Here is a 16,823-nt window from a genome sequence, read left to right as displayed (position 1 = left end):
CCAAAGAATCGCGGCGACCTTCAGTCTTCGACGCGCAGCTGTGCGCCAGGCTTCAACACGCTCTGGCCGCTCAATCCGTTCAAGCTCAGCAGTGCCTTCACCGGCATGCCGTAGCGGCGCGCGATGGTCCATGCGGACTCACCGTTGCGCACCGTGTGACGGCGGGTGCGTGGCCGATCGGCGGCACTGGCCACCGTGCGTGCCACCACCGGTGCGGGCGACACGGCCGCCACAGCGGCAGTTGCGGTCTGGTCAGTCACGCTGCCCGTCGAAGCAATCGCCGCCACCGACGCCGTCTCCGGCGCGCTTACCGGCGCCAACAGGCGCACCGGCGCATTCTGCGGGCGGCCACGGCCATCCGCTGCGGGATTCAGCCGCGCGATGCGTGCCGGGTCCAGCGCACGCTGAGCGGCCCACTGCTGCACGCTGGTGCCGGCCGGCAGGGTATGGCTTTTCAATACGGGCACCGTCCGGTCCAGCGACGCCATCACCGCCGGCTGCTCCTCGGCATTCTCCAGGACGCAGGCCAGCGCATGCAGCTTCTCCACATACGCATGGGTGATCGGTGACATGCCAGGCAGATCGGCCGGCACGGCGTTGGTGGAGTTCATGCCGGCCTTGCGCAGGCCCTGCAGCACCCGGTATTCGCCGGCGTTGTAGGCCATCGTGGCCAAGCGCCAGTCGCCGCCGAACATGCCGTGCAGCGTCTTGAGATAGCGCACGGCCGCCTGGGTGGAATCAACCGCCGACAGGCGGCCATCGTAGCCCTCGCTCATCGGAACCCGATGGTTGCGGGCGGTGCTGGCGATGAACTGCCACAGCCCCGCGGGGCCCGCGCCACTGCGCGCATTGGGTCGGTAGCCACTTTCCACGAAGGGGATCAGCGCGAACTCGGTGGGCAGGCTGGCTTTGCGCAGCTCTTCCACCACGTAGCCGAACAGCACCAGCGCATCGTCGTTCTGGTTCGCCAGCCGCGCAGGCGCATGGGCGAATTGCTTCTGCCAGCGCGGGCTGGTCGCCTCGGCGTCGCAGGTCGGTTCAGCCAGGCCCTCGCGGAAGCTGGCGAAGATGTCCTGGCCATTGCGCACGCTGGGCGGCGGCAAGGTTGCAGGATCCAACGGAAGGGCGCCGAGACCGGCCATGTTCTGGCTGATGCCAGCACCGAGTGACTGCGCGTTTGCGGTCCCGGCCAGCCCCAGCAGAATCCCCAGGGCTAGCGGTAGACTTCGGCGCATCATGCGCGAAAGCCGTCTTTCCAGTGCCGAAGTCCGGCCATTACGTCGACATCGTCGTTGACCTCCCGCCCCAGGAAAGCCGCCACCGCAGCGCGTACGGGCGCGGTGTGGGTACGCAGGAACGGGTTGCACTGTATTTCAGTTGCCAGGGAAACCGGCAGGGTAGGGCGATCATCGCGGCGCATGGCCAGGGCCTCCTCTTGGCGTTGCCGCAGGGCAACGTTGGCGGGGTCGACATGCCGCGCGAAGACGGCATTTGACACGGTGTATTCGTGGCCGCAGCACAGGAGCAGCTGCGACGGCAGGGACGCCAACCTGCTCAGGGAACCGAGCAGTTGGGATGGCGTACCTTCGAACAGGCGCCCACAGCCCAGGCTGAACAAGGCATCGCCACTGAAAAGATGTTCATCAGTGTGAAACGCGACATGGCTGTGAGTGTGCCCGGGCACGGATACTACGTGGAACATCCGCCCCGCTGCCTGAACGTGTTCACCATCCGCCACGCGTTCGGTAGCCAGCGGAATGCGCGATTCCTGGGGCGCGATCACCCGGATACCGGGAAATCTGGCCTGCAGCGCGGCCACGCCCCCGATGTGGTCATCGTGATGATGGGTGAGCAGGATGGCCTGCGGGCGCAGCCCATCGTCGGCTGCCGCCAGCACAGGGGCGGCATCGCCGGGATCGACGACCACGGCGGTGCCGTCATCGCCGACCAGGCACCAGATGTAGTTGTCCGCGAATGCGGGCAGGGTCATGAGTCGCATAGAATCGGACCATGCCCGTCCTGCCGAGTCTCCGTCAAGCAACGCCCGCCTCGTGGTTCGACAGTGAACCTGCGCAGCTTCTCTATGAATTGGAACAACAACTGCTGTTGCCGCAGCTCGCCAGCCTGCCCAGCCAGCCTTGGTTGTGGGTTGCTCCCAGCCCGCGGTGGCTGGAGGGGGCGGCCCTGACCGGGCGTGGGTTGCGCCTGCACCCGGAAGGCGGAGGTTACGCAGGTGAAGCGCGCTGCGCGTTGCCGCTACCGCTGCCCAACGAGAGCGTGTACACCATCGTCCTGCAGCATGTGACGGCCAGTAATGCGGCCCAACTGCTGGCCGAGTGCGAGCGTGTGTTGATGCCGGGCGGCCGGCTGTTCCTGAGCAGCCTCAATCCGTTCAGCCCCTACCGCACCCAGTGGCGCCGTCACGGGATGGTGGTGCGCACGCCGCAGCGCTTGCGGCAGCTGATCGACCGGGTGGGACTGGCATGTGGCGACACCCGTTACATCGGCCCGATGTGGCCGGCCGGCAGCGCGCGCTCCGGCAGTTTGGCGCCGCTGCGGGCGGCCTGTCTGTTCAGTGCGGAAAAACGCACCTTTGCCTTGCCGGGGCCGACGCCCCTGAAGGTACGCTGGGCCGGCCCGATGGCTACGCCCGGCATGACCCGATCGATTCTGGAACCGAATGAAGACCATTGAAGTACACACCGACGGCTCGTGCCTCGGTAACCCCGGCCCGGGCGGCTGGGCAGCCTTGCTGCGTTACAAGACGCATGAGCGCGAACTGAGCGGCGGCGAGCCGGATACCACCAACAACCGCATGGAGCTGATGGCGGCCATCTCCGGACTGGAGGCGCTGAGCGAACCCTGCCAGATCGTGCTGTACACCGATTCGCAGTACGTGCGCCAAGGCCTGACCGAGTGGATGCCGGGCTGGATCCGCAAGAACTGGAAGACCGCGGGTGGCTCGCCGGTGAAGAACCGCGAGCTGTGGGAGCGCCTGCACGCGGCCACGCTGCGCCACCAGATCGACTGGCGCTGGGTGAAGGGGCATTCCGGCGACCCCGACAACGAGCGCGTGGACGTGCTCGCGCGCGAGGCGGCCACCCAGGTGCGCGCGACCGGCAAGGCGGTAAACTGAGCACATGCGTCAGATCATCCTTGATACCGAAACCACCGGTCTTGCCTGGCAGAAGGGCAACCGCGTCGTCGAAATCGGCTGCGTGGAGCTGTTCAAGCGCCGGCCCAGTGGCAACCACTACCACCAGTACCTGAAACCGGACGTGGACTTCGAGCCCGGCGCGCAGGAAGTCACCGGGCTTACCCTGGATTTCCTGGCCGACAAGCCGGATTTCGCCCAGGTGGCCGAGGCCTTCCTGGCCTTCATCGACGGCGCCGAGCTGATCATCCACAACGCTGCGTTCGACGTGGGCTTCCTCGACAACGAACTGTCCCGCCTGGGACCGCAGTTCGGCAAGATCACCGACCGCTGCACCGTGGTCGATACCTTGGCGCTGGCGCGCGAGCGCTTCCCTGGCCAGCGCAATTCGCTGGACGCGCTGTGCAAGCGCCTGGGCGTGGACAACGCGCACCGCCAGCTGCACGGCGCGCTGCTCGATGCGCAGATCCTTGGCGAGGTCTACATCGCGCTGACCTCGGGCCAGGATGATCTTGGCTTTGACATGGACGAAGACGGCGCCAAGCGCGTGGCCACCATGCAGGGCTTCGACCCGGCCAAGCTGCTGCCGCGCCCGCGCGTGCAGGCCACCGCCTCGGAACTGGAAGCCCATGCCGCCCGCCTGGAGCGCCTGCGCAAGAAAGCCGGCCACGCCATCTGGGATGGCCCGAAGATCGAAGAAGCCGCCGTCGCCTGAAAGCGCCCGGACGGTAGAGCCGGCTTCAGCCGGCTGCTCCAGACGCTACGGTAGAGCCGGCTTCAGCCGGCTGCTTTCAGGCCCAGCCGACTGAAGTCGGCTCTACCAGGCAGCAAGGCAGCGCGGCCTGGGCTGGCGGTTGCTCAGTGGCAGCGCACCAGCACGACGGTGATGTTGTCCGATCCGCCGCCGTCCAGCGCCGCCGCCACCAGCGTATCCACGCATTCCTGCGCGCTCGCATCGTCGAAGGCCAGTGTGCGCGCGATACCGCTGTCATCCAGCTCTTCGGTGAGACCGTCGCTGCACAGCAGGAGCTGCATGCCCGGCCGCAGCTCGCCGGCCGTGGTCGCCACATTCAGATGCGCCGGGTCGGTCACACCCAGTGCCTGGGTCACCACGTTGCGATGCGGATGCGCCCGCGCCTGTTCTGGCGTCAGGTTGCCCTGGGTCATCATCTCCTGCACCACACTGTGGTCCTGGCTCAGCTGCGCCAGCTGGCCGTCTCGCCACAGGTAGGCACGGCTGTCGCCCACCCAGGCCACTTCGTAGCGGTTGCCCTGCACGCGGGCAGCCACCACCGTGGTGCCCATGGGCAGCGTGTCGTTGCGGCGACGCGACGCGCGGATGATCTCTTCATCGGCGGTGCGGATGGCCTGGGCCAGCGGCGCCCCCCGGCGGATCTCGCGCACGATGGTTTCCCGCGCCAAGGCACTGGCCACCTCGCCACAGGCATGGCCGCCCATGCCGTCAGCCACCAGCCACAGCGCCAGTTCGCCATCACCGTAATAGGTGTCCTCGTTGAGGGCACGGCGCAGGCCGGGGTGGGTCAGGTGTCCGAATTCGATCATGAGTGGGGGGGCAGCGAAAGGGGGGTCTACCAGGCAGTACGCCATCATCGCGGCGGGCAGGACATCCGACAAGCGCGGTAGTCAGGGAAGTTTCACTTTCCTGCGCGTGATGACTTGTGAATATCCGCGCATCCTCGTATCATGCGCGTCCCCGGTACGCCGGGGAAACGGAGAGGTGGCAGAGCGGTTGAATGTACCTGACTCGAAATCAGGCAGGCGTTTATAGCGCCTCGGGGGTTCGAATCCCCCCCTCTCCGCCAGATAAAAAAGAAAAGGGCTGCCCATCGGGTGGCCCTTTTCTTTTCCGTCCACCGGGGACACATGCACCACGCGTTATCATCCCCCTCTGCTTCCAGAGAGTGCCTCCATGACTGCTGAAATCCTCGTTCCCGTCGCCTTCGGCGAGCTGCTCGACAAGATCTCGATCCTGCAGATCAAGTCCGAGCGCATCAGCGACGAAGGCAAGCTGGCCAACGTGCGTGCAGAGCTTTCCGCGCTGGAGAGCACCTGGATGTCCCATCCCGCAGGGGGCAAGGACGTTGCGCAGCTGCGCGCGGACCTCAAGGCCGTCAACGAGGAGCTGTGGGACATCGAAGACACCATCCGCCTGCAGGACAAAGCCGGCGACTTCGGTCCGACCTTCGTGGAGCTGGCGCGCAGCGTCTACCTGCGCAACGACGAACGCGCGCGGATCAAGAAGGCCATCAACCTGGCGCTGGGCTCGGTGTACGTGGAAGAGAAGTCGTACAAGGATTACCGCGCCAGCTGACCCGTCACGGTACGCCCGGTAGTGACGGCCGCTGGCCGTCAAACCGGAAAACCTGACGGCCTGCGGCCGTTACTACCGGGCTGGCCGGTCTGCCACGTAGCGCTCGAAGGCGGCGATCCCGTCCTCCACCGTGATCAGCTGCATCACGTCGTCGAACTCGATCTTCGTGCCCCATTTCAGCGCGCTTGCGGGCTTGCCGAGGAACTTCCGCGCGGCATCGTCATAGCGGTCCACGCAGTAGCGGCGATCCGAATACGGGCCGCTGCGGTGCGGATTGCTGGCCGCGTGCAGGCCCAGCACTTTCGCGCCCACGGCGTTGGCGATGTGCATGGGGCCCGAATCCGGGGTCATCACCAACGCGGCCCGCGCCAGCAGGGCCGGCAGTTGTTTCAGTGTGTCCTTGCCCACCAGGTCCAGCGCCGGCTGCTGCAACTGCGCCTGGATGGCGTCGGCGGTGTTGCGCTCCAGCTCGCTGCGTCCACCGCACAGCACCACCCGCCAGCCGCGCGACGCCGCATGGTTGGCAACGGCCGCATAGCGGTCGGCATACCAGTTGCGGCGCTCATGGCTGGAGCACGGCGAGATCATCAGCACCGGGCGGCCGTCATCCTGCCACTGGGCCTGCGCCCATTCGTGCGCCGCGGGCGGCACCGCCAAGTCTCCCCAGCTGACCTCCGTCTGCTTGATCCCCAGGGGCTCGCAGAAGCTGCCGATCGCATCCAGTACGTGGATGCCCGGACGGTCCGGGATGCGCTCGTTGATGAACAGGCCATGCAGATCCTTGGAGCGGCTGCGGTCATAGCCGATCCGGCGACGGGCGGGAATGAAGGCCGACAGCACGTTGGCGCGAAAAGCGACCTGCATCTGCAGCAGCGCCTCGAATCGGCCCTCGGGCAGCTGCGCGCGCAGGGCCTTCATGCCGGCCAGTCCCGTCTTCTTGTCATACGGATGGAAGGTGACGCCTGGCAGGCCTTCGAGCAGTTTCAGCCCGATTTTGTCGATCACCCAATGGATCGGCGTGCCCGGACGCGCGGCCTGCAGGGTCCGCACCAGCGGCACCACGTGGGTCACATCACCCAGCGCGGACAAACGCAAAAGGCACAGGGAAGAGGACGTTGATGCCATGGTGTTGTTAGACTCGAAGGAATGGTCGCATTCGACGCCAATGAAGCGATGACGCCTTGCCGCGAAGGACGCGGCATGGGTGCCATTCTGTTCGACCGCGAACGGCTGCGGCAAGCCGACGCCAGCCTGTTCTCGCCTCAGCACTGGGGCGAGCGGGCGCGGCCGGTAGGCGAGGGCGGTCGCGGCAGCGCGTGGTTCGTGGATGCGCCCTTCGGGGCCAGTGTGCTGCGGCACTACCGGCGCGGCGGGCTGGTGGCCAAGCTGAGCCATGACCGTTACCTGTGGCGTGGCTCCCAGCGCACCCGCAGCTTTGCCGAATTCCGCCTGATGCGCGCACTGCGCGAGCTCAAGCTGCCCGTGCCCCGGCCCATCGCGGCGTATTACATGCGCGAAGGCCTGCGTTACCGCTGCGCGATCCTGATGGAGCGCATCGAGGGCGTACGTTCGCTGGCCGACCGCGCGCTGGTCGCCGGCCGCGGCGCACCGTGGGAAGAAACCGGGCGGCTGATCGCCCGTTTCCATCGCGCCGGGCTGGACCATGCCGACCTCAATGCCCACAACATCCTGTTCGATGGCAACGGCCATGGCTGGCTGATCGACTTCGACCGCTGCGTGCAGCGTATCCCGGCCACCGCGTGGCGGGAGCGCAACCTCAAGCGCCTGCTGCGCTCGCTGCTGAAGCTGCGCGGCGAACGCAGCACCGATGAAGTGGAAAAGGACTTCGCGCGGCTGCGCCGTGCCTACGACCTGGCCTGGAACCGGGGCACCTGATGGACTGGTCGCTGCGTTTCCTGGGCGTCGGCAATGCGTCGGCGGTGGAGCTCGGTTCGCCGATGTCGGTGATCGAACGCGACGGACAGCCCTGGCTGACCATCGATTGCGGCGGTGAAGGCCTGACCGCGTTCCAGGCACACTACGGCCACCTGCCGCAGGCGCTGTTCGTCACGCATGTGCACCTGGACCACGTGGCCGGCTTCGAGCGGTTGTTCGTGGATACCTTCTTCAACGCCCAGCGTCGCGGCAAAGTGCGGCTGTACGTGCCCGCGCCGGTGGTGCCGCTGCTGCACAGGCGCATCGGGGATTACCCCAACGTGCTGGCCGAAGGCGGCGCCAATTTCTGGGATGCCTTCCAGCTGATCGTGGTGGGCGATGCGTTCTGGCACGAGGGCGTGCGCTTGGAGGTATTCCCCGCACGCCATCACTGGCCGGAGACCGCCTATGGCCTGCGGCTGAAAGGGGCACTGACCTGGAGTGGCGATACGCGGCCCATTCCCGAAATGCTGGCGCGCTTTGCCGATGACAACGAACTGATTGCCCACGACTGCGGGCTGCACGGCAACCCGTCGCACACCGGCGTGGATGACCTGGAGCGCGAATACAGCGCTGAACAGCAGGCGCGGATGATGCTGTACCACTACGCCAGCGCAGCGGATGGCGATGCGTTGCGCGCGCGCGGCCATCGCGTGGCGATGCCGGGCGAGTGCGTGCCGCTGGCCACCCCGACCGCCATGCAGGTCGCCTGACCCCGACCGGTTTTTGCGTGTGCAGTCCTGAGTCGCGCGATGCGCGCATCGGTAGCGCCGAGCCATGCTCGGCGGCATGTTTCCGCGTGCAGTCCTCGCCGAGCGTGGCTCGGCGCTACCAAGGGCAGGTAGCCGCACGGCATCGCGTTTCAGTGGCCCAAAAAGGTGGCGACCCCGCCGGCTGACCTCGGCGCCCGCGTCGATCGATACCGTTGCTGCCTTCCGGCCCTGGCGGGATTTTCGATCTAGCGTCGCGAGGGGCCGACGGGGCCGCCATAGAGACGTGGACAGCGGGAGTAGTGGCGCCGTGCGCCGAACCTCACCGGTCCTGGCTGCACATCGCAGAGCGACGGCAGGCGCGCATTCTAGCGCATGCGCCTACGCGTTAGCCACAACAATGCAGTGAACCGCCTGTAACCCTTCAGTATGCAGCGGCGTCGCGAATTGCCTGCCGTTGCTAGAATCATCGGTGGAGGAACGGCCTCCCCCGCACCGGGTTGAAATGTCCAGGACGGCCTGGCCCCTGCAAAGGAGGCCGCCATGGCCTGGATCTATCTTTTGTTCGCTGGTCTTCTCGAAATCGTCTGGGCCGTTTCGATGAAACAGTCCGAAGGCTTCAGCAAGCTCACCCCGACGCTCATCACCCTGGTCGGCATGATCGCCAGTTTCTGGTTGTTGGCCGTGGCCATGCGTACGTTGCCACTGGGTACCGCATACACGATCTGGACCGGCATCGGCGCTGTCGGTGCGTTCGTGATCGGTATCGTGTTTCTGGGCGAGCAGGTGAGCGCGATGCGTATCGCCGCCGCCGTGCTGATCGTCTGCGGGCTGGTGCTGATGAAACTGTCGAGCAGCTGACAAGCCCGGGGTCAGGTCCGTTTCGCGTAACCGAAGGGATCTGGCCCTGGCAGGCGTAGTGCGATCACGCGCTGCGCTTCACCACCGACAGGATCACCGACCGCAGCTCGTCTTTCGCCTGCGCCTCGCTGATGTCGCCATCCACCGCGGCCTGCGACAGCGTATCGGCCGCCCCGAGCACGGCCCACATGCCCGCAGAGGGCACGCCGTCCCTTCCAGCGAAGGGGGCGAAGATGCCTTCGCACTTCTCGATGAAGGCCTGCTGGTACCGGCGTTTCACCTCCAGCAGTTCCGCGGATCCGCCCAACGCGGCTACCACCGCGGATATTTCGCGCCCTTGGGTGAGCACGCAGGCGACATAGCTGTCTGCCACCACGCGGGCCTTGTCCTGCAGCGTCGCACGCGCGGCATCGACCGCTGCATCGAAGACCATCGTCTGTCGCACGTCGTAGTCCTCGTACAGCGCCGCCAACAGACCGTTCCGCGTACCGAAGTGGTCGTACGCCACGGGCTTGGTCACGCCCGCAGCGTCGGCCAGGCGCCCCAGCGACAGGGCGTCGCTGCCTTCGTCGCTGATCAGCGCCCATGCAACGTCCAGCAGCTGCCGCGTGCGCTGCCCGCGTGGCAGGCGCTGGCGCGCAGGTGCTACGGGTGCTGGATTCAACGGGGCAGGGTGCTTGGGCAATGCGTCAATCCTTGGGTGAAACGATGCGGCGCCCAATGTCGAAGGCGGTATCCAGATGCGCAGCGGGAAAGCCGGGATCCGACGCGAGCAGCCGGGTGGAGCTGATAACAGGGGCACCACAATAGTCGAAGATGCCGTGGTCGATCTGGGTCGTCATGGCGGTTGCGTAGCCATGGCGATCGATCATGCCCTGGTCCGCGCCGCCGTTGGCTACCAGATGCACCTGCAATCGCTGCAGCTTCTTGATGACCTTTCCTTCCGGGTTCTCTTCGTAGGCCCAGCCGTTGGAGAACACGCGATCGATCCAGCCCTTCAGCAAACCCGGGAACGACCACCAGTAGATCGGGTAGACGATCACCAGCCTGTCCGCCCGGTCCAGGCGCGCGTGCTCATGGGCGATCTCCGGCGGGGCCGGGGCGCGCTTCTCGAAATAGGCGAGGTCGGCAGGCGAGAAGGCCGGATCGAATCCTTCGGCGGCCAGGTCGGCGATTTCGAAGGTGTTTGAAGCGTCTGCGCTGGCGATGCCTTCCGCCACGCGCTCAGCGATGGCATGGGTGAGGGAGTCGGGATTGGGGTGCGAGATCACGATGAGGGTATGCATGGACATCCTTGGTGGTGAGTTACCATTAGTAACCTACTATCCGTAGGTATTCGCCCGGGCGCAACTGCATGGATGGAACGCTGGCACCTCATGCCATGCTGGATCGTCGCCCGATGGGCCGGTAGCCCTGCCACTCCGGCTTCGGTGCCGTGCCAGACGGATTGGGCGTGAGGTGCACCTGTCTGCCGTTGAAATCGCTGAGCGCCAAGCAGTTGTCCACCTCCCGCAGATCATCCTTGTGCAGTTGATCCGCGCCCTGCAGCAACTGCCTGCGCGCCTTCGCCTTGGCGCCGGCGGCATCCGCTGCGACAAACAGGCCGAACTCGTGCAGCTCCGCCAGCGTGTCCTTGCGGTAACCGCCCATGTTGACGAAGAAGAGGGTGAGGCCGGACGGATCCGGGCCATCGGCCATGCGCACGTCGAATCCGTCGGCCCAGGTGATGTCCACGTAGCCATCCAGATGCAGGCTGGAGGGGTCGCCGAACCATGCCTCGCGCAGCGCGGGATAGGCGTCCTGCACGCGGGCGACTGCCGCGAACTGCACATCGTGCAGCTCGATGTTGGCGCGGCCGGCCGTACCGCCGATGTAGAACTGGTACAAGCGCGGCGGAAAGAGCGAGGCAGTCGGCATGGCAGGCAGTTGATGCGGGAGCGAGCAGCCAGCGTAGCAGTGCCATGGTGCGTCGACGCCTTCGCGTTCGCGTGATGCACATGCCGTGGGTCTTACCGTGGAAACACGAACTTCATCGACGAGGAGTACCCGATGCGAACTTCTGCAACTGCGTCCGTGCACGGCGGTGGCGCCCGCCTGGTCATCTGGTGTGGTGGCCTGGCCGTGGCGTCGGCGCTGGGCGCCTGCGGTGCGGGCGCACCGCCCGACACTGGCGCGGCTTCATCGCCAGCGGAGTCCGCGACGCCGGACACAGATCAGCCCGTGCACGCCGCCACGCCTGCAGCACAGCGACCGATGGACGAAGTGCCCAAGCAGAAGACCAATGCCGCAGGCGAGCGCGAATATCAGTTCAACAACGGCTGTGTGGTGGTCATCGAACCCAAGCGGGCCGTGGTGAAGAGCGAAGGTCCAGAGTGCGCATCGCATCACCGTGACATCGCCCTGCTGTACGCCGCCGGCGACTGACCCCGGGTGGTGCCGACCCAGGGTCGGCGAGCGCAGCGGCCGCCCGTGCGCGCAAAGCGGCAGCGCCAGACAAATAAAAAGGGCCGCCCGATGGGCAGCCCTTTTCATTTGTCTGGCGGAGAGAGGGGGAGGTACTGATCCGAAGACCTCACTCCCTGACTGCTCGCAGAGCGCAAACCGGACGTGTGTCCTGTGTTGTGTCCCGTCAATCATAGCCTTGGGCTGGCCTGACAGCCAGTTCGACGTTGCTGGCAGAACGTCTATCTTCATCACGAGGGGGCCTGGAGGCCCGGGGAGGGCGCAGAGCTGCCGGTCGTCCAGATGCTACAATCGCCGCCGCTGTCCGGCCCTTGACTGCACGATTGATTCCGTTAGTTTGGAATCCTTGGCTGTTCAGTCTGTTAGAGCACTTTGTGGGCCCTTAGGAGAGCTTCAGTGACCTTGCGATACATCGGTTCGAAGACTCGCCTGGTCGACGGCTTGGCACGCTTCATTGGTCAATACTCAGGACGCGGACGGTTTGTCGACGCGTTCTGCGGCATGGGATCGGTGGCGGCCCAGGCGGCTCAGCTGGGCTGGCCTGTTTTGCTGAACGACCACCTTTCCTACGCTGCCATCATGAGTTCCGCGCGGCTGACTGCCCGGAATCAGGCGTCCTTTGCCGAACTGGGGGGCTACACCTCAGCGATAGACCGGCTCAACGGTCTGGATGGTCGGCGTGGTTTCATTTGGAGCGAATACAGCCCAGCCTCGCTGGCCCATTCCCGTGCCGGGGTGGAGCGCCGCTACTTTACCGAGGCCAATGCCGCGCACATTGATAGCTGCCGCTCGCAGATCTTCGACTGGAGCAAGAGTGGGCTGCTCAACCCTTCGGAAGAGCGAGTCCTGCTGGCTGATCTGCTATCGGCTGCCAATCGCGTAGCCAATATTGCGGGCACCTATGGATGCTTCCTTTCGCGTTGGACTTCTCAAAGTCAGGGCACTTTGGCACTGCGTCCTCGTGACTTGATTGAGGAGGGGATGCCAGTCGATATCTCAGTGGGGGATGTGATAAACGTCGATATCGCCCCCGATGACACTGTTTACTTGGACCCCCCCTACACCAAGCGCCAATACGCCTCCTACTACCACCTTCTTGAGACCATCGTCCACGGCGACGCCCCGGTGGTTGAGGGCGTTGCGGGACTTCGCCCCTGGCAGCACCTAGCGTCTGATTTTTGTTACAAGCGCAAAGCGCTTGGTGCATTGGTAGACCTGATCCAGGGCATTGGCGCACGCCGCATCCTTTTGTCCTATAGCAACGAAGGTCACGTGGATCTAGCCCAGTTGACCGACCGGCTGGTTGATGTGGGCGACGTGAAGGTCGAGCCGCTGGCCAGCATTGGTCGCTACCGACCAAATCAGAAAGCGAGTGACAATGCTTCCGAGGTCAGCGAATACCTCGTCGTCATCGAGCCGAAGGCGGTGGCCTCAATGACAAAAAAGAGTGCGACGGCGCGGAAATGAGTTCACCCGGAACATTGGAACAGGCTCGACTTCGAGCTGCGGCGACCCTAGTCCGCGACTTTTCAAACCAATTCAAAGCTGAACAGGAAGAGGCGCGGTTCCAGCTGTTAGAAGCTGCCGCAGCGCGGCTTGGTTCGCACGACGTTGCGGCCTTCCAAGAAGCCTTTGGGCGGAACTTGATCACGTCCGCTGCTCAGTTGGACGAAGTCGCCGGCGCAGTGCTCGCCCGCATTCGGATGGCCGGTATTGAACCTGCCCTCGCTCTGAGTGCCCTCTCCCGAGAGGGGCTCACCGCATCCAAGCAAAAGAGCACTGGGGCGTATCACACCGACTTTCGACTCGCTCAGCGCTTGGCCAGAGTCTTGGCTCCAAGCCTGACCGCCAAAAGCAAGGTCATCGATCCCGCATCGGGTTCCGGTATTTTGCTTGTGGCGTTGACCTTGGCTGTATGCGGGAGCGATCGCCGGATGACAGCTCAGTGGCTGCGTAATGGCGTCTATGCAATGGACTTGTCTGAGGCTGCTCTTCGAGGGGCGACGCTGTCCTTGGCAGCGCTGACTGATGACCTCAGCGCAATCGTCGACATGCGCAGTCGTTGGACGGCGGGCGACAGTTTGGCAGTCGACGCTTCCGAGTGGGAGCGCAAGGCTCCCGGCGGTTTCGACGCAATCATTGCGAACCCGCCGTGGGAGAAAGTTCGTCTGACCAAACATGAGTTCCTCCTGGGAAAGGGAGCAACTCGTCACTACGGCTCTGATCTCGAACATATGGACCGTGCGGCGTTCGAAGCATCTTCTGGCGAGGTAAGGTCCTACGCGGAGTTTCTGGCAACACGTTTTCCCCTCTTGGTTCGAGGGGAGCCTGATCTGTATGCAGCGTTCATGGCGCTCTACCTAAATCTCCTCAGGCCCGGCGGGCAAGCCTCGGTCCTGGTTCCTGGCGGGCTCATTCGTTCGCAAGGCACGCAAGCGTTGCGAGAGGCGCTATTCGACCGCGCGGAGCGTCTGGAGATGGCAGTCTTCGACAACCGCGCCCGCTTCTTTGGCATCGATACCCGCTTTAAGTTCTTGGCGCTTAACTTCACCCAGCACGAAGGGGCACATACCAAGGAGCCACTTTTTCTCACCCGTGAGTGTGGGACAGATGCCGGGACGGAAGCGTCCAACCGAGTCCGCATTGGGCGAAAGGCGTTGCGAACGACAAGGCCCGATCTCAGCGTGCCAGAGGTTCACAGCAATGCGAGCTGGGCTTTGTTCCAGCGCTTGGTTGAGCGCGGAGAGCGGATGGACGACCCCCATTCGCTTTGGTTTGCCGAGTTCTGTCGTGAGGTAGACATGACCGCTCAGCGTGAATGCTTCACGCGCTCCCCGGGGAAGGCGCGGCTCGGGGTTATTGAGGGTCGTCATATTCAGCAACACCGCTTCGGTGCCAAGGCTTATGTGGCTGGCTCTGGCCGTTCAGCGGTGTGGGAGAGCCTTCCCTTGGGGGGGGCTGAGGTTGTGCCTCAGTTCTACATCGCGGCTAAGGACTGCCCTGGGAAAGCCCAAGAGCGCATTCAGCAACGTAGAGTTGGCTTCTGTGATATTGCAGGCCAGACGAACGAGCGTTCAATGATGGCTGCCCTGATAGAGCCGGGCTACGTGTGCGGCAACAAAGTCCCCACGGTCCTGTTCCCCAACGACCCCGATGGTGACCGACTTTTCGTATGGCTCGCAGTCGTCAATAGTTTGACCTTTGATTGGATGATCCGCCGGGTTTTAACCACAAGCATCAACTATTTTGTGCTTTTGGGTATCCCGATGCCCTCGATAAAGCCGAAAGGGTTGCCTTGGAGGCGTCTGGCCGCCGCTGCGCGGGAGCTTCACGACCTCAATATGGCTCCCAGGACCCCCGACACTGACCGGGAGGCGGCAGGGTTGCGCACAAAGATTGAGGTCGAGGTAGCCCGTGCCTATAGCGTCACCCTTGCAGAACTTGATCTAATGTCCTCTGATTTCCCGTTGTTGGATCGGGGACAGCCTTCCTTGGAACGGGAGAGCCGGTCGACGATCACTTGGGATTCCGTGCTCGCTGTTGTGTCTGGCGGCAAGGACCCTTGGCAACGGCGAGTGGTTGCTGCGCAGGCTGCAGGGGCAATCGCCTTTGTGCCAGCTCAGCATTCAAGCTTCGAGCCGGAGGAAGGGGGCACTTATGGAGCAGAGCGGGTCGAGTCAACGTAAAGGGGCGGCAGGCATTGCCCGAGTTCTTTGGAAGGAGATCCTTCCGGGGGACCGCAGAAAGTTCGTCGCGCAATCTCATGACTCTGACACGGGGGGTGGGGCTAGAGACCTCCGGTTCCGTGGAGATAAGGAGCTGGAGGCTATTGTCTTGGCGATGTTTCCTGCTCAAGAGCAGGCCAACCGTCGGCGGAACGGCGTGTCTGCGGTCATTAGCCGGCACCGTGGTCTGTTTTGCTGGCGCTCTGGGACCGGGCCGAGTCAACGGACCCGCTCTGAAGTGGCTTACATTGAGCCGCCCACCAGCGCCCGTGAGGGTGAGTGGCGCATCACCCGTGTTCACACCTACGAGGTGTTTCAGGGGTCGCTCCCGCCTGCAAATGCGGGCGAGCGTGTGCTCCTGCTGCTGATTCAGACCGATGACGGCAACATCTGGCCGCGCTTTACAACGGATGTGTCGCTTCGCAAAGACAAATGGAGTGCAGCGGTCAAGCAGCACATCTTGGGATGCCTAGACAGTAAAAAGTCTGAGCGCCGCGCTTCATACGGCTTCTTTGACCTTCAAAATGGGCGAATGCACTGCCATGTCTGATTCACCATCTACCGCGGCTCACGAGGTTCTTCGCCTTCTGGCGTCTTCAAAGAATGTCCTGCTTTCCGGGCCTCCAGGCGTCGGCAAAACGCGTCTTCTATCAGAGATCGCTGCGGCCTTTGCAGCCGGCGAGCTTGGTTCACAGGGCATGCCCACGTTAAGCCACGGCGATGACGTGGCCATCCAAGACGCGGAAGAAGCAAAAGTTTTTCGGACGGTTTTCCACCAAAACTCAAAGTATCGAGACTTCGTTACCGGACTGGCTCCCGCTGTCGGGGAGGGGAAGGCTGGTCAGTTCACCATCGTGGAAGGGACACTTTTCCGCGCCGCGCAGCACGCGCGGCAAGAGGGTTGCGCTTCGCTGCTCGTCATTGATGAAATCAACAGAGGACCGGCAGTCCAAGTCTTTGGCGGCTCCATGGTGGCGATCGAGGCGGACAAGCGCCTAAGTCCCGATGGTAGTCCTCATGGGCTCACGCAGTTCTTTGAGGTGATGGTCCCTCCGTCGGGCTTGATCGAGGAATACGCGCTTCCGGATCGACTCTTCATCCTTGCGGTTCAGAACCAAGCTGATAGCTCGGTGGAGCCCATGGACGTCGCGTTCCTGCGGCGGTTTGAACCATATCGACTCGATCCGGACGAAGCCGTGCTGCGAAGCCACTTTCAGATCGAAGGGGGCCAGCAGCGTGATCTTCCGGAGCAGCCGGGTGCCGTGGCTGACCTTGCGGAGGCGAGCATTCGTGCATGGGCAGCGGTCAACAAGAGAATAGCCATAGGGCGCGGCGGGGACTTTCAGATCGGGCACGGTGTGCTGATGCCAGCTTGGTCTACAGCTCTTTCCGTCGCTGAAGCAACGATGCTACTGGCTAAAGCCTGGGACAAGCTAATGGCCCATGTTGCGGAGGTCTTCTATGGAGACATCCGAAGCATGGCGATTACCCTGAACGCCACTGAGTCCTCTGGCGAAGAGTCGCCCTTGAAGCTCGTTGAGCACACGTTCGGAACCGAGCTTCGATACGCCCTGGAAGGCGAAAGCCTGTGGACGCGGGACGCTCTGTATAGAGGTCTCCGTAGCATTGCGGGGACGTAGGGC

Annotated in this window: 19 protein-coding genes, 1 tRNA gene and 1 other RNA gene; 13 read left to right on the top strand and 8 right to left on the bottom strand. The window is 64.1% G+C overall.

The window, feature by feature from the left end; genetic code table 11:
- Positions 1 to 20 precede the first annotated feature (20 nt).
- Together ICJ04_RS14355 and gloB are read right to left on the bottom strand one after the other, a co-directional pair.
- Entirely contained in the window at positions 21 to 1,238 is a 1,218-nt protein-coding gene (locus ICJ04_RS14355) for a lytic transglycosylase domain-containing protein (protein ID WP_188324882.1), read from the bottom strand.
- The gene (gene gloB / locus ICJ04_RS14350; protein WP_188324881.1) at positions 1,235 to 1,999 is read right to left on the bottom strand and encodes a hydroxyacylglutathione hydrolase; all 765 of its coding nucleotides are present in this window, start codon (positions 1,997 to 1,999) and stop codon (positions 1,235 to 1,237) included. The genes ICJ04_RS14355 and gloB overlap by 4 nt, the downstream gene beginning before the upstream one ends.
- An 11-nt stretch (positions 2,000 to 2,010) precedes the next feature.
- On the opposite strand from gloB, the gene ICJ04_RS14345 reads away from it, so the two are divergent.
- Genes ICJ04_RS14345 through dnaQ form a run of 3 tightly spaced genes read left to right on the top strand, consistent with a single transcriptional unit; the run spans position 2,011 to position 3,869 of the window.
- Positions 2,011 to 2,694 (top strand): hypothetical protein, encoded by a 684-nt coding sequence (locus ICJ04_RS14345; protein ID WP_188324880.1) that lies wholly within the window; start codon positions 2,011 to 2,013, stop codon positions 2,692 to 2,694.
- Positions 2,681 to 3,136, top strand: coding sequence for a ribonuclease HI (gene rnhA / locus ICJ04_RS14340; protein ID WP_188324879.1), 456 nt, complete (start codon positions 2,681 to 2,683; stop codon positions 3,134 to 3,136). The genes ICJ04_RS14345 and rnhA overlap by 14 nt, the downstream gene beginning before the upstream one ends.
- 4 nt (positions 3,137 to 3,140) lie before the next feature.
- Complete coding sequence (gene dnaQ, locus ICJ04_RS14335) at positions 3,141 to 3,869, top strand: DNA polymerase III subunit epsilon (protein ID WP_188324878.1); 729 nt, start codon at positions 3,141 to 3,143, stop codon at positions 3,867 to 3,869.
- A gap of 143 nt (positions 3,870 to 4,012) precedes the next feature.
- Here dnaQ and ICJ04_RS14330 read toward each other — a convergent pair whose 3' ends face one another.
- On the bottom strand, positions 4,013 to 4,717 hold the full coding sequence (locus tag ICJ04_RS14330; RefSeq protein WP_188324877.1) for a protein phosphatase 2C domain-containing protein: 705 nt from the start codon (positions 4,715 to 4,717) through the stop codon (positions 4,013 to 4,015).
- A 169-nt stretch (positions 4,718 to 4,886) separates the two neighbouring features.
- On the opposite strand from ICJ04_RS14330, the gene ICJ04_RS14325 reads away from it, so the two are divergent.
- Positions 4,887 to 4,977 (top strand) — tRNA-Ser (locus tag ICJ04_RS14325).
- Positions 4,978 to 5,084: 107 nt separating this feature from the next.
- Positions 5,085 to 5,486: a DUF6165 family protein gene (locus tag ICJ04_RS14320; protein WP_188324876.1), complete on the top strand. Its 402-nt coding sequence runs from the start codon at positions 5,085 to 5,087 to the stop codon at positions 5,484 to 5,486.
- A gap of 72 nt (positions 5,487 to 5,558) precedes the next feature.
- Here ICJ04_RS14320 and ICJ04_RS14315 read toward each other — a convergent pair whose 3' ends face one another.
- Complete coding sequence (locus ICJ04_RS14315; RefSeq protein ID WP_188324875.1) at positions 5,559 to 6,611, bottom strand: glycosyltransferase family 9 protein; 1,053 nt, start codon at positions 6,609 to 6,611, stop codon at positions 5,559 to 5,561.
- Between the two features lie 21 nt (positions 6,612 to 6,632).
- On the opposite strand from ICJ04_RS14315, the gene ICJ04_RS14310 reads away from it, so the two are divergent.
- Both ICJ04_RS14310 and ICJ04_RS14305 read left to right on the top strand, forming a co-directional pair.
- Positions 6,633 to 7,382 (top strand): 3-deoxy-D-manno-octulosonic acid kinase, encoded by a 750-nt coding sequence (locus ICJ04_RS14310; RefSeq protein WP_188324874.1) that lies wholly within the window; start codon positions 6,633 to 6,635, stop codon positions 7,380 to 7,382.
- Positions 7,382 to 8,134, top strand: a complete 753-nt coding sequence (locus ICJ04_RS14305; RefSeq protein ID WP_188324873.1) for an MBL fold metallo-hydrolase — start codon at positions 7,382 to 7,384, stop codon at positions 8,132 to 8,134. Before ICJ04_RS14310 ends, ICJ04_RS14305 begins: the two co-directional genes overlap by 1 nt.
- Before the next feature lie 171 nt (positions 8,135 to 8,305).
- On the opposite strand, the gene ffs is transcribed toward ICJ04_RS14305, so the two are convergent.
- An RNA gene (ffs, locus tag ICJ04_RS14300) (signal recognition particle sRNA small type) lies at positions 8,306 to 8,402 on the bottom strand.
- 272 nt (positions 8,403 to 8,674) lie between these two features.
- Here ffs and sugE point away from each other — a divergent pair.
- A complete protein-coding gene (sugE, locus tag ICJ04_RS14295) occupies positions 8,675 to 8,992 on the top strand; it encodes a quaternary ammonium compound efflux SMR transporter SugE (RefSeq protein WP_188324872.1) in 318 nt (105 codons plus the stop codon).
- A gap of 64 nt (positions 8,993 to 9,056) precedes the next feature.
- On the opposite strand, the gene ICJ04_RS14290 is transcribed toward sugE, so the two are convergent.
- The 3 genes from ICJ04_RS14290 to ICJ04_RS14280 all read right to left on the bottom strand — a co-directional run bounded on the left by ICJ04_RS14290 (position 9,057) and on the right by ICJ04_RS14280 (position 10,909).
- Positions 9,057 to 9,677, bottom strand: coding sequence for a TetR/AcrR family transcriptional regulator (locus ICJ04_RS14290; protein ID WP_223202906.1), 621 nt, complete (start codon positions 9,675 to 9,677; stop codon positions 9,057 to 9,059).
- 4 nt (positions 9,678 to 9,681) lie between these two features.
- Positions 9,682 to 10,278 carry an NAD(P)H-dependent oxidoreductase gene (locus tag ICJ04_RS14285; protein WP_188324871.1) on the bottom strand — a complete coding sequence of 199 codons (597 nt, stop codon included), beginning with the start codon at positions 10,276 to 10,278 and terminating at the stop codon, positions 9,682 to 9,684.
- Positions 10,279 to 10,366: 88 nt separating this feature from the next.
- A complete protein-coding gene (locus ICJ04_RS14280; RefSeq protein WP_188324870.1) occupies positions 10,367 to 10,909 on the bottom strand; it encodes a DUF1543 domain-containing protein in 543 nt (180 codons plus the stop codon).
- 132 nt (positions 10,910 to 11,041) lie between these two features.
- Here ICJ04_RS14280 and ICJ04_RS14275 point away from each other — a divergent pair, with 132 nt between their 5' ends.
- The 5 genes from ICJ04_RS14275 (at position 11,042) to ICJ04_RS14255 (ending at position 16,820) form a co-directional block, all read left to right on the top strand.
- Complete coding sequence (locus ICJ04_RS14275; protein WP_188327394.1) at positions 11,042 to 11,416, top strand: hypothetical protein; 375 nt, start codon at positions 11,042 to 11,044, stop codon at positions 11,414 to 11,416.
- A gap of 435 nt (positions 11,417 to 11,851) precedes the next feature.
- A complete protein-coding gene (locus ICJ04_RS14270) occupies positions 11,852 to 12,922 on the top strand; it encodes a DNA adenine methylase (protein ID WP_188324869.1) in 1,071 nt (356 codons plus the stop codon).
- Positions 12,919 to 15,141, top strand: a complete 2,223-nt coding sequence (locus ICJ04_RS14265; protein ID WP_188324868.1) for a class I SAM-dependent methyltransferase — start codon at positions 12,919 to 12,921, stop codon at positions 15,139 to 15,141. Before ICJ04_RS14270 ends, ICJ04_RS14265 begins: the two co-directional genes overlap by 4 nt.
- A 277-nt stretch (positions 15,142 to 15,418) precedes the next feature.
- The gene (locus ICJ04_RS14260) at positions 15,419 to 15,730 is read left to right on the top strand and encodes a hypothetical protein (protein WP_188324867.1); all 312 of its coding nucleotides are present in this window, start codon (positions 15,419 to 15,421) and stop codon (positions 15,728 to 15,730) included.
- On the top strand, positions 15,723 to 16,820 hold the full coding sequence (locus ICJ04_RS14255; RefSeq protein WP_188324866.1) for an AAA family ATPase: 1,098 nt from the start codon (positions 15,723 to 15,725) through the stop codon (positions 16,818 to 16,820). Before ICJ04_RS14260 ends, ICJ04_RS14255 begins: the two co-directional genes overlap by 8 nt.
- Positions 16,821 to 16,823 lie beyond the last annotated feature (3 nt).

Origin of the sequence: Stenotrophomonas sp. 169, assembly GCF_014621775.1 — a bacterium.
Lineage (GTDB): Bacteria > Pseudomonadota > Gammaproteobacteria > Xanthomonadales > Xanthomonadaceae > Stenotrophomonas.
This window is presented reverse-complemented; position numbering and strand designations above follow the sequence as displayed.